At 52.1% G+C, this 12,849-nt stretch carries 9 protein-coding genes; all 9 read left to right on the top strand.

What is annotated here, in order from left to right:
- Positions 1–8 precede the first annotated feature (8 nt).
- The 9 genes from dapA to HRQ63_RS06075 all read left to right on the top strand — a co-directional run bounded on the left by dapA (position 9) and on the right by HRQ63_RS06075 (position 12,676).
- On the top strand, positions 9–893 hold the full coding sequence (dapA, locus tag HRQ63_RS06115; RefSeq protein WP_172240776.1) for a 4-hydroxy-tetrahydrodipicolinate synthase: 885 nt from the start codon (positions 9–11) through the stop codon (positions 891–893).
- Between the two features lie 624 nt (positions 894–1,517).
- Complete coding sequence (locus HRQ63_RS06110; protein ID WP_037282241.1) at positions 1,518–3,200, top strand: ribonuclease J; 1,683 nt, start codon at positions 1,518–1,520, stop codon at positions 3,198–3,200.
- A gap of 385 nt (positions 3,201–3,585) precedes the next feature.
- Positions 3,586–6,249 carry an FtsK/SpoIIIE family DNA translocase gene (locus HRQ63_RS06105; RefSeq protein ID WP_308809933.1) on the top strand — a complete coding sequence of 888 codons (2,664 nt, stop codon included), beginning with the start codon at positions 3,586–3,588 and terminating at the stop codon, positions 6,247–6,249.
- Between the two features lie 262 nt (positions 6,250–6,511).
- Complete coding sequence (yfmF, locus tag HRQ63_RS06100) at positions 6,512–7,798, top strand: EF-P 5-aminopentanol modification-associated protein YfmF (RefSeq protein ID WP_172240770.1); 1,287 nt, start codon at positions 6,512–6,514, stop codon at positions 7,796–7,798.
- A gap of 2 nt (positions 7,799–7,800) precedes the next feature.
- On the top strand, positions 7,801–9,081 hold the full coding sequence (gene yfmH / locus HRQ63_RS06095) for an EF-P 5-aminopentanol modification-associated protein YfmH (protein WP_172240767.1): 1,281 nt from the start codon (positions 7,801–7,803) through the stop codon (positions 9,079–9,081).
- Positions 9,081–9,854 carry an elongation factor P 5-aminopentanone reductase gene (gene ymfI, locus HRQ63_RS06090; protein ID WP_172240764.1) on the top strand — a complete coding sequence of 258 codons (774 nt, stop codon included), beginning with the start codon at positions 9,081–9,083 and terminating at the stop codon, positions 9,852–9,854. Before yfmH ends, ymfI begins: the two co-directional genes overlap by 1 nt.
- Before the next feature lie 166 nt (positions 9,855–10,020).
- Positions 10,021–10,788, top strand: coding sequence for a YmfK family protein (locus HRQ63_RS06085; protein WP_037282224.1), 768 nt, complete (start codon positions 10,021–10,023; stop codon positions 10,786–10,788).
- Positions 10,789–10,881: 93 nt separating this feature from the next.
- A complete protein-coding gene (locus tag HRQ63_RS06080) occupies positions 10,882–11,991 on the top strand; it encodes a helix-turn-helix domain-containing protein (RefSeq protein WP_172240762.1) in 1,110 nt (369 codons plus the stop codon).
- Positions 11,992–12,184: 193 nt separating this feature from the next.
- Positions 12,185–12,676 (top strand): YajQ family cyclic di-GMP-binding protein, encoded by a 492-nt coding sequence (locus tag HRQ63_RS06075; RefSeq protein WP_037282220.1) that lies wholly within the window; start codon positions 12,185–12,187, stop codon positions 12,674–12,676.
- Positions 12,677–12,849: the final 173 nt, after the last annotated feature.

The following is a 12,849-nucleotide window of genomic DNA, read 5'->3' as shown; positions in this document are numbered from 1 at the left end:
AATGGAAAATGGAGTTCGGACGTTTGATAACTGCCATGGTCACTCCTTTCGACAAGCAAGGGGAAGTTGCGTGGGACCAAGTTCCCGCGCTGATCGATATGTTGATTGAACAGCAGCGCACGGAGTCGATCGTCGTGTTCGGCACGACGGGCGAATCGCCTACGTTGACGGATGAAGAAAAGATCCAGCTTCTTGAAGTCTCGGTCCGCCATGCGGCGGGACGCTGTAAGATTATCGCCGGAACGGGCAGCAACGATACGCATCACAGTATCGAGCTGTCACAAGCGGCGGAGCGTGCCGGAGCGGACGCTTTGCTGCTGGTCGTGCCGTATTATAACCGTCCGAATCAAGAAGGGTTATACGCGCACTTTTCCGCCATTGCACAGGCCACTTCGCTTCCGGTCATGTTGTACAACGTACCGAGCCGTACAGCTTCGAACCTGGAAGGAGCCACGACGTTGCGCCTTGCGGAACTGCCTAATGTCGTAGCGGTCAAAGAATGCGCTTCGATGGACCAGGTGGCTTATATCGCTTCGAATGCACCGGAAGGCTTCCGCATCTATTCCGGAGACGACGCCGCTTCTCTGCCTGCATTGTCTGTCGGCGCCTACGGCATCGTCAGCGTGGCCAGTCACGTAGTCGGCGCAAAAATGAGCGAGATGCTCACCGCGCACGCCAGCGGTAACGCCGGCGAAGCAACACGCATCTACCACTCGCTGCTGCCCGTATTCAAAGGACTGTTCGCTTGTCCGCACCCGGTACCCAACCCGGTCGCGATCAAGTACGCCTTAACGCTGCGCGGCCTGCAAGTCGGCGGAGTCCGCTTGCCGCTCGTCGACGCGACAGAGGACGAAAAGAGTTATATTCAAAACTTCATGGCCGATTTTGCTTGAAGATTTAGCTTAAAAGGCTTGTAGTGTAAGCAAAGCGCTGTTTCCTCACGGAAACTGCGCTTTTTTTATTAAGAAAAATCCGTCTCCGATTAGAGCGGATGGTAGATAGCTAAATTCAGTAGAATTGAATGCTTTTTGAAGAAAGCCTTAAGCCTTAAAGTGTCGATAGTATCAAAAGTAACTAGAAGCGAGAAGACGGAGAGAGAAATTCAGTGTAGGAGCGATAGCGATCGCCTTTAAAATCGAGAAAAACCAATCCAAGTTTCAATCAATTTTCTCGATTTCAACACGCGACCGAAACGAATTTCTCTCGCAGTCTTCTCGCTTCCCGCCCCCCAAGAGGGAATGACAGGGCTTTCGACTTGTATTTTGGGTTTTCATTCATGTATAATGGACGCAAGTGACTGGGTGCGGGTTATAGAAAAACAACACGAACCATATTTGACGGAGGTTCGTGCATCGGCTTGATCGGATGATATCGAGCGGCTTTTGCGTACAAAAAGCCCTCTCGAATCATCAACGATGAAAGTCCTTGTTCGAGCTATGCCAAAAACCGGAAAAATAGCAAACGTCCAACTTTTATAAAACAAATAGACTATGACTTTATTAGGAGGTTTACCTATCTTGGCAAAGAAAAATAATAATGCGGAGAAGTTAAGTATCTTCGCTCTTGGCGGCGTCGGCGAAATTGGTAAAAATATGTATGTCGTGCAATATGAAGATGATATCGTTGTCATCGATGCAGGCTTGAAATTCCCGGAAGAGGATATGCTCGGCATTGACCTTGTTATTCCGGATATCAGCTACCTGACGGAAAATCGCGATAAAGTAAAAGCGATTATTATTACGCACGGACACGAAGACCATATCGGCGGTCTGCCTTACGTAATGAAACATTTGAACGTGCCTTTGTATGCCACAAAACTCACGCTTGGCCTGATCGAAAATAAACTCCGCGAAGCAAACCTGCTTGGCGAAACCAAACGAATTCTGATCAATGCGGATTCGGAACTGAAGCTGGGCAGCTCGCTGACCGCTACGTTCTTCAAAACCAACCATAGTATTCCGGACTCCGTCGGTGTATGCATCGAAACGCCGGAAGGTAACGTGGTTCATACAGGCGACTTTAAGTTCGACCATACGCCGGTTAATGATCAGTTCGCTGATCTGCAACGTATGGCGGAAATCGGCCAAAAAGGCGTACTCGCCCTGCTGTCGGACAGCACGAATGCCGAGAAGCCTGGATTCACGCCTTCGGAGCGCAGTGTAGGCGTCGTACTGGAAGATATCTTCCGTAAAGCTCGCCAACGCGTTGTCGTGGCGACATTCGCTTCCAACGTGCACCGGATTCAGCAGGTTGTAAATGCCGCAATTGCGACAGATCGCAAAATCGTCGTCATCGGCCGCAGCATGGTCAATGTCGTAGCGATCGCTTCGGAACTCGGCTATCTGGAGATTCCGGAAGGCATGATCATCGAACCGGAAGAAATCAACCGTATCGGCGCAGACCGCGTGGCGATTCTTTGCACGGGCAGCCAAGGCGAACCCATGTCGGCACTCAGTCGCATGGCGCGTTCCACGCACCGTAAAGTGGACATTTTGCCAGGCGATACCGTAATCATCGCGGCAACGCCGGTACCGGGTAACGAAAAATATGTGGGCCGCACAATCGATGCCCTGTTCCGTTTGGGTGCGGAAGTCATCTATAGCGGATCGAACAAAGGCGTTCACGTATCCGGTCACGGTTCGCAAGAAGAACTGAAACTGATGCTGAACCTAATGCGTCCGAAATTCTTTATCCCGATCCACGGTGAATACCGCATGCTGCGCAAGCACGCACAACTGGGTGAATCCGTCGGCGTCGAACCGGATAACATCTTCCTGGTCGATATCGGTGATGTCGTGGAAATCCAGAACGGTGAAGCACGCAAAGCGGGTAAAGTACCTTCCGGCAACGTGTTGATCGACGGACTGGGTGTCGGCGATGTCGGCAATATCGTACTGCGCGACCGCAAACTGTTGTCGCAAGACGGTATTCTGGTTGTTGTGGTTACACTCAGCAAGCAGGATGGACGCATCGTTTCCGGTCCGGACATCATCTCGCGCGGTTTCGTTTATGTACGTGAATCGGAAGGACTGCTGGATGAAGCGAATCGCGTCGTGACCAGCACGCTGCAGCGTCTGATGAGCGAAAACGTCAACGAATGGGCTTCGCTCAAGTCGGGCGTGAAAGATTCGTTGGGACGTTTCCTGTTCGACCAAACGCGTCGTCGTCCAATGATTCTGCCGATCATTATGGAAGTTTAATTAAAATTTCAAAGCTTGACTTAGGCGACGTTGCGAAATATTTTGCAACGTCGCCGTTTTATTTCATACGCGAAAAATCTTACATAGGATCGACTGGATAAGAGGTACAAGTTTGAATCGAAAGCAACGAGTCGTCGCAACATACATTAGATTCAATAGGTGATGGGAGTCGATTACGGAAGAAGGTTTTTCTCTGCCTTTTGGCGAACTTATGTGCTATTATGGGAAGAGTGTGTCAAAGCCAGGGGGGATCGAAGTGGCTCAGAAAAAAAGTACGGGGACAAGGACTGGCAGCAGTAAAGCCCGTTCTAGCGGCAGCCGCACATCATCAACAAAAAGCAAAAAAAAGAAAACGGGTTCGCTTGCTAGCGCCCTTAAATACGAAATTTACGGTATTGTGCTGATTACCTTATCGGTGATCGGATTGTCGGGACAAGCCTTTATCGGTCAACTGCTGTCCGCAGGTTTTGGATTAGTATTGGGAAAAGCTTATGCGGTGATTCCTGTGCTCGGTATTTATACAGGATTATATCTCATGATTCGACGAGGATTGCCTTATGGGTGGAGTGCACGCAAGTCGGGTGTGCTGTTGGTTTCCCTGGCAGGCGTGCTCATGCTTTCGATCGGTGAAGCGCAAAGTCATATCGAACTGGAAGGACAGATGAGCGCGGGCGGGATTTTGTCCGCTGCACAAGGAGATCTACACCGCTCTTTAATTGCACCGAACGCGGAAATGAACCAGATCACTCCCTTTTTAAGGCCGATTGGCGGAGGGTACTTCGGAGCACTGCTTCTGTCTCTTTTGTATCTGATGGTCGGGATGACTGGGGCAAAATTGGCTTCAGGAGTTTTGCTGATTATCGGTATTATGCTGATCACACAGATGTCCTACGTCGACTTAATGAATATGATACGTCGTAAAGCAGGTGAAGCCGCGCGTTCCGCCGGAGAGCGTCTGAAAGAAGAACGGCAAGCCGCCGAACAGCGCAAGATTGAAGCGGAAAAGAAAGCTGAAATTCGGGCCAAAGAAAAAGCGAAATCTGAAGAGACACGCCTCGCTGCCCTTCCGAAATCCGAGGAAGAGGAACCGGAAGAAGCGAACCGCAACCTTACCGGAGTTTTGAGAGGTCGAAAGAAAAAGCTTGCGGCAGAGTCGGAAGACCAGGAAGACTTGCCGCAGCGCGAAGGTTTTAAAATTACGGGCGTTTACCGGCTACCTAGCGAACTGAAAGAGGTACAAACGAATGAAGCTTTAAAAGGGGCGGTTGAACCGGGTGAAATTCCGCCTGATGCTGCTGCTCCAAGCGATGCTCTGTCCGATCGAGATCGACAAGGCCCGATCATTCGTGATTTCTTCGAACATATCCGATCCGAGAAATCTCGCACTGCCGAGTCTGATCAGGGTTCGACATTAACGGTAGACGATGACGCTGATGATTTTGTGGAAGCCGTAGCGCTGCCGATTGCGGATTCAAATCCAATGGCTGCCGATGGCGTTGCCAATCCTATGGAGACAGTTTCTTCAGCGGGCGCAAAAGCCGCGCTTCCCGAAGGTGACCCTTCGATTCCGGCGACAGCCGGCGAGCTTGCGGAAGCCCCGATCAAGCCGCCGCCCAAGCCGTATAAACTGCCGCCGCTGAAATTGCTTGCCTTGCCGAAAGAAGACGAGAACGCATCAGCTAATCAAGCGGATTATATGCAGACGGCGCATAAGCTGGAAACGACGCTCGAAAGCTTCGGCGTCCGGGCGCGCGTTCTGGAAGTAGTGCGCGGTCCGGCCGTTACCCGCTACGAGATCCAGCCCGACGTCGGCGTGAAAGTCAGCCGAGTCGTCGGTCTGACCGACGATATCGCGCTGGCGCTCGCGGCCAAAGACATTCGGATGGAAGCTCCGATTCCGGGCAAGTCGGCGATCGGAATCGAAGTGCCGAACAACGAAGTTTCGATGGTCACCATGCGCGAAGTCATGGACACCTCCGTGTTTGCCGATGCGCCTTCGAAACTTACCGTAGCGTTCGGCCGAGACATTTCCGGTCAGACCATTGTCGGCAACCTTGCCCGGATGCCCCATTTGCTGGTGGCCGGGGCAACCGGTTCGGGTAAGTCGGTCTGCATCAACGGCATTATCGCCAGCATTCTGTATAAAGCGAAACCGGACGAAGTGAAGTTCCTGATGGTCGATCCCAAAATGGTCGAGTTGAATATCTACAACGGCATTCCGCATTTGCTTGCGCCGGTCGTTACCGATCCGAAACGGGCATCGTTGGCTTTGAAAAAGATCGTGGTCGAGATGGAAAAACGGTACGAACTGTTCTCCAAGTCATCAACGCGCAACATCGAAGGCTACAACACGCTGATGAAAGACAATCCATCCGCCGTTCTTCCGTATATCGTGGTCATCGTCGACGAGTTGGCGGACTTGATGATGGTCGCAGCCGGCGATGTGGAAGACGCGATCGCCCGTCTTGCTCAAATGGCCCGGGCGGCAGGGATTCACTTGATCATCGCGACTCAGCGCCCGTCGGTCGACGTCATCACGGGGGTGATCAAGGCGAACATTCCGTCCCGGATCGCTTTCGGCGTATCGTCCCAGGTCGACTCGCGCACGATCCTCGATATGGGCGGTGCGGAGAAACTGCTCGGTCGCGGCGATATGCTGTTCATGCCGATGGGGGCGTCGAAGCCTGTCCGGGTGCAAGGCGCTTTCTTAAGCGATAACGAAGTGGAAGAGATCGTGGCCTATTGCAGCGGACAAGCGGAAGCCGAATACGATACGGATCTGGTTCCGGAAATCGACGACACTGCTGCCGAACCGGAAGAAGCATTGGACGAATTGTATGATCAGGCGGTGCAGATTGTCGTTGAAGCCAAGCAGGCTTCCGTCTCGCTGCTTCAGCGGCGCATGAGAGTCGGCTACACGCGCGCGGCGCGCCTGGTCGACTCGATGGAAGCCCGCGGCATCGTCGGCCCGTACGAGGGCAGCAAGCCGCGTGAGGTGCTGATCTCGATCGAACAGCTTCAGGCGAGTCGCGCAGCGGCAAATTCGTAAGCGTCTGACACAAACCAATCAGGGTTTAACCTTTCAAAATAAAAGATTTCGACGCCTGCAAAAGGAAAAAGGCTTTCTTATGCAGCGTCGAAGTCTTTTTTTGTCCGTTCAAAGAGCCTTTTTAATCAATGTTCGTTGCTGCATGCGCCTCATAAGTTGATTCCGCTCTTCGCGGTAGTATAAAATAGTCAAGAATGGTTAAAGAGTCAATGGGCATCAAATGTTTGAGCAGAATTCGCCAAAAGTCTAAGGAGTGATAACGATGGGTACCCCAGGATTTGAACGGGCAGCAGAAGGTCGAATTCGCATCCACGTATTGCCGACCAAGCGCTTCAAAACGTTCGCCGTTTCCTTATATGCCGGAGCCCCTCTTCAGGAAGAAACCGTAACGCCGATTGCGCTGACACCGTTCGTGCTGCGCCGGGGCAACGCCTCTTATCCGGAGACGATCTTGTTCCGCGAGCGTTTGGAAGAGCTGTACGGAGCCGGATTCGGCTTTGACGTATACAAAAGGGACGGCAGTCAGATCGTGCAGTTCCGCATGGATACGATCAACGACGCTTTCGTAAGCACGAACGAGCCGCTTTTGGAGAGCTCGCTGGCATTCCTCGGCGAGACGCTTACCCGACCTGCTTTGGAAAACGGCGTATTCAAGCCTAAATTCGTCGATGCCGAACGCGATAACGTACGCAAAAAGCTCGACGCGATCATCAACAACAAAGCCCGTTATGCAGGCGTTCGCTGCGTCGAGGAAATGTTCGCGGGCGAATCCTATCGCTTGAACGCTCTGGGCAAACGCGAAGCGTTGGAACATCTCGACGCGGCAGCCCTGCATGAATCTTATCGCAAATGGTTGTCGGAAGCTTCGCTGGATCTCTACGTGGTAGGCGATACGACATTGGACGAAGTACGGAGCATCGTGCATAAGCATTTCGACGTAGCCGGACCGGGACATTCCCCGCATACCTACGCCAGAAGCGAGAAAAACGAAGGGGTAGGCAACCCGCATATCGTCAAAGAAGTGATGGACGTCTCGCAAGGCAAATTGAACGTCGGGTTCAAGACGTCGATCGATTATGCGGACGACCGTTATGCGGCAGCATTGGTATATAACGGTGTGCTGGGCGGATATCCGCACTCCAAGTTATTCCAAAACGTGCGCGAAAAAGCGAGCCTGGCCTACTATGCGTCGTCGCAATACGAGCCGCACAAGGCGTTCGGCACGATTCAATCCGGTATCGAAATCGGCAACTACGACCGCGCGCTGGACATCATCCGCGTGCAGCTCGACACGATGAAAGCCGGTGAAATTACGGAAACGGAACTGAGTCAGACTCAAGCGATGCTGGGTAATGATCTGCGCGAAATTCGCGATTCCGCTTTCCAGATGATTCATCATGACTTCGGAGGACGTCTGTCGGGACGGGAACGTGCGGTTTCCGAGCTGATCGAGCAAGTCGAGAACATGACGACGCGGCAGGTAGCCGAAGCGGCGCAGAATTTCCGACTCGACACCATTTACTTTTTGACCGGAAAAGAGGGGGAATAACGATGGAGCGCATTGTCTACGAGCATCTGCAAGAGACTTTATATTATGAAAAACTGGATAACGGGCTCGGCGTCTACGTGCTGCCGAAGGAAGGCTTCCAGAAAACATACGCTACCTTTTCAACCAACTACGGATCGGTCGATAATCGCTTCCGGGTTGCCGGGCAGGAAGAGCATCGGGTACCGGACGGCATCGCCCACTTTTTGGAGCATAAAGTCTTTGAAGAACCTGACGGCGACGTTTTTCTGAAATTTTCGACGCAAGGAGCTTCTTCTAACGCTTTTACGAGTTTCGATCAGACGGTTTACTTGTTCTCGGCGACCGAAAAAATCGAAGAAAACCTGGAAACGCTAATCAATTTCGTGCAAAATCCGTACTTCACGGACGAAAACGTGGAAAAGGAAAAAGGGATCATCGGTCAGGAAATCCAGATGTATCAGGATAATCCGGATTGGCGCGTGTATTACGGGTTGATCGAAGCGCTGTACAGCGTGCATCCCGTCCATATCGATATTGCGGGCACGATCGAATCGATCAGCGAAATCTCCAAGGAAACGCTGTATGCCTGCTACAATACGTTTTACCATCCGAGCAATATGCTGCTGTTTGTCGTAGGCGGCGTTAATCCCGAGAAGGTGATCGAGCAGGTCAAACGCAATCAGGATGCAAAAAATTACGGCCCTCAAGCCGAAATCGAACGTTTCTTCGATCCGGAACCGGAACAAGTATCCCAAGAGCGCAAAGAGTTGAACCTTCCGGTATCGCTGCCCAAGTGCTTGTTCGGATTCAAAGACCCGGCGCCGAAGGTAAGCGGAACGGAGCTGGTCAAGCTGGATCTGACGACGGAAGTGATGCTCGATCTGCTGCTCGGAAACAGTACGCCGCTCTATCAAAAGCTGTATGAAGAGGCTTTGATCACGGATGGCTTCGGCGGCGACTTCCGTGCAACGCCGGAGTATGCGTTCTCCGTGATCGGCGGCGATACGCGCGATCCGGATCTGTTGATCGAACGCATTCGCGAAGAAGCGGCGAAGCTGGCGGAGACCGGATTTGACGAAAAAGCATTCGAACGCGCGCGCAAAAAGAAAATCGGCGGTTATCTGCGCATGCTCAATTCGCCCGAAAACATTGCGCACGAGTTTACCCGTTACAAGTTTGCGGGCGGCGATCTGTTTACGGTGCTGGAACTCTATGAAAACATGACGCTGGACGAGGTTAATGCCCGCCTTCGCGAACATATTCGTTGGGATCGCCACGCGGTATCCATCGTGCGCGGCGCATAATGGCGGACGCGGAGAAAAAAGGACGGCGAAAGCCGTCCGATGCCTGCGTGCTCGTTACCGGAGCTTCCGGCGGTATCGGTTCGGCGATCGCGGAGCGATTTGCGCTGGACGGTTGCCGGATCGCGCTGCATTATTCGACGTCGGAGGAAGCCGTTCGTTGGGTGGCTGATCGGTGTATCTCGCTCGGAGCCGATCAAGTACGGACTGTGCGGGCGGACATAAGCAAACGTGCTGAAGTGCTGCGGATGCGTAATGAATTGAAAGCAGCGGGTTTTGTACCGAACGTGCTGGTGAACAACGCGGGCGTAGCGCATTACGGAATGCTGCAGGACGTAACGGACGAAGAATGGGATCACGTAATGAACGTGAATCTCAAAGGAACCTTTTTATGCAGTCAGATTTTCATGGAAGACATGGTATCGAGCAAGTACGGGCGAATTATCAATATGTCATCCGTATGGGGCCTCAGCGGAGCGTCTTGCGAAGTCATCTATTCTGCAGCAAAAGGGGGAATCAACGCCTTTACCAAGGCGCTTGCCAAAGAACTCGCCCTGTCGGGCGTTTCGGTAAATGCGGTGGCTCCGGGAGCGGTACGAACAGCAATGTTGGACACGTTATCCACTGATGAATTGAACGCTTTGGCAGAAGAAATTCCGGTAGGTCGTTTGGCAGAACCGGGCGATATTGCGGAAACGGTACGTTTTCTTGCCCTGCCGGAATGCGGGTACATGACGGGACAGATTTTAAGCCCGAACGGCGGTTGGATCACCTGAGCGGAAATGTTCGTTAATTGCTGAATTTGTAAGCAGCAATAAAGATTAAGAATCTGTTTCTTGCGTTTAAACGGCATTTTTAATATCATTAGACGAAGGTTGAAGGTATGGCCTTAACCTGGATTCAGGCTTCAAAATTGCGCGTGACACGGAAGAGAGATGGATCATGGAAACTAAACAATGGTATATGGAATATCGCATACATAAGAATCGTCCGGGTCTTCTAGGAGACATCGCGTCGATTCTGGGGATGCTGGAAGTCAATATCATCACGATCAACGGCGTTGAAGGACGTACCCGCGGGATGCTGCTGGAAACGACGGACGACGAGAAGATTCAACTGCTTGGCGATATGTTGAAGAAGGTCGACAGCGTTACGGTGACGGCGCTCCGTCCGCCGAAGCTTGTCGACATTTTGGCGGTGCGCCATGGCCGATACATCGATCGCGACTCGGATGATCGCAAGACGTTCCGTTTCACGCGCGATGAACTTGGTCTGCTTGTTGATTTTCTGGGCGAGCTGTTCAAGCGGGAAGGCAATCAAGTGATCGGTCTGCGCGGGATGCCGCGGGTCGGAAAAACCGAATCGATCATTGCCGGCAGCGTATGCGCGATGAAGCATTGGACGTTCGTATCCTCGACGCTGCTGCGTCAAACGGTGCGCAGCCAGATGTCCGAAGACGAGATGAATCCCAACAATGTATTTATCATCGACGGCATTGTAAGCACCATTCGTTCGAACGAGAAGCACTACCAATTACTGAATGAAATTATGGCGATGCCTTGCACGAAAGTGATCGAGCACCCGGATATTTTCATGCGCGAGTCGGATTACGACTATGCCCAGTTCGACATGATTATCGAACTGCGCAGCACGCCGGATGAAGAGATCGTTTACGATACGTTCGCTACAAGCTATACCGACGATATCTAGTAACCTTACCGTTAGTGTTGGCAAAGTACAAGGGAATCTGAGCCGTACCGGGCAGCCGGACGGTTTTGAATACGACGAGGGGGGATGAACGGAATGTCCGATCTGGGACAACAGTTAAAAGATGCCCGTATGCAAAAAGGGCTGTCGCTTGAAGACGTGCAGGAAATGACCAAAATCCGTAAACGCTATTTGGAGGCGATCGAGCAGGGGGACTTTAAAGTTCTGCCCGGGAGTTTCTATGTACGAGCTTTTATCAAAACGTATGCGGAAGCCGTGGATCTCGATCCGGATCTCCTGCTGCAAAATCATCCTAAGGACGTACCGGCAGCCGAGCCTGAAAACGTGATGGAGCCTGTGCTGACTAAACGCTCTGCCCGGACTTCGGCCGGCGGAGGACCGGCACGTAGCGGCGGAGGTCGGGGCGAAGGCAGCAAGGGCCTTTCGACCGCGCTGATGTGGACGTTCCCGATTTTGATTTTGCTGATCGTGGGTATTGTCTATTTCAATAACACGAAAGATACTCCGGAAACCGCAGGGACGGGCGAAGAAACGACCGCGCAGCAGCCGGCCGACAATTCGACGACCGAGCCTGCGGGAGAAGAAGCGGCCGATCCGGGCACGACCGGTGGCGGCGCTCAAACTCCGGGCACGGATATGGCAACCGGAGAAACGGGCACGGATACGCCTGAAGGTACCGATGCCACAACCCCTCCGGCTGACGGCACGGAAACGGCGACGCCTCCTGCGGACAACACGACGCCGCCGACCGAAGGAACCGAAACGGGAACGACCGAAGGAACGGATCCTGCCGCGCCGGGAACGGACGAAGCCGGACAAACGGGAGAAGAAGGCACGGAAGATACGGGTACCGCGCCGAACACCAGCGGATCCACGGTCGTGACTCCTGCCGGACAAGAAGGCAAAACGACGGTCTTCAATGCACAACCTGCGCAGGGCGGAACGGTTAAGGTAACGATCAACGCGAGCGGCATGAGTTGGTTGGAAGTTTACCGCGGCAGCACAAGCGGAGAGAAACTGTACTATCAGAATACGCAGGAAGGCGAAGCCTTGACGTTCGACATGGATGCGCAAGGGCTGTACATCAAGTCGGGTTACTCGCCGGTAACGGATATTCGGATCGACGGTCAACCGATCACGGACGGCAAGACGACTTCGCGCTTCAAAGTTAATTTGGTTAACTAGTACCTTGTCAATTCTTAATCACAGGATTACGTTTGGCTGAAATGCACGTGCTTTAGGTGCGTTTCAGACGGACGTAACCTTACTTTTAGCGTTGATAAGGTTTAAATCAGGGAATGCACCGGAGGGTTCGTGCTAGCGCGAGCCCTCCGGCGGTTGTTCCAAAATAAGGCGACTTCGGGAAGGAAGAGGACCAATGGCTTCGGAAAGCTCAATGGACATCGTATCCAAAATGGATATGCAAGAACTCAAAAACGCAATCGATCAGGCAGAGCGCGAAATTACGAGCCGCTTTGACTTCAAAAATACCAAGACTAGTTTTGAATTGGAAAAAGATTCGTTGACGATCATTTCGGATGACGAGTACAAATTGGGAGCGGTTATCGATATTCTCCAATCCAAAATGATCAAACGCGGCGTACCTTTCAAAAACCTCGATTTCGGTAAAGTCGAATCGGCGTCTTTGAATACGGTTCGTCAAAAAATGGGATTGAAATCCGGCATCGAGTCCGACAACTCCAAAAAGATCAATACATTGATTCGCGACTCGAAGTTGAAAGTCAAAAGTCAAATCCAAGGCGATCAAATCCGCGTAACTTCGAAAAGCAGAGATGATCTGCAAGCCGTTATGAAGCTGCTGCGCGAAGCCGATCTGTCGATCGAATTGCAATTCACCAACTTCAAGTAAATACAAAGTATCGGCACCCTTCGTTTTCCTTTCGGAATGCGGAGGGTGTTTTGTTTTAGCCAGCAAGCGTTTTGACACCAAAAGTTTCGGATATTATACTTGTAACGGCATGTCTTCGTGCTTTTAGACGGTTTACGGGGGTACATATAATTAGAACATCGGGCAAGACCCGA

The sequence above is a fragment of the Saccharibacillus endophyticus genome, assembly GCF_013185185.1.
Classification (GTDB): Bacteria; Bacillota; Bacilli; order Paenibacillales; family Paenibacillaceae; genus Saccharibacillus; species Saccharibacillus endophyticus.
Note: the sequence above shows the minus strand (reverse complement) of the source record. Positions and strands in the feature narration are given on the sequence as shown.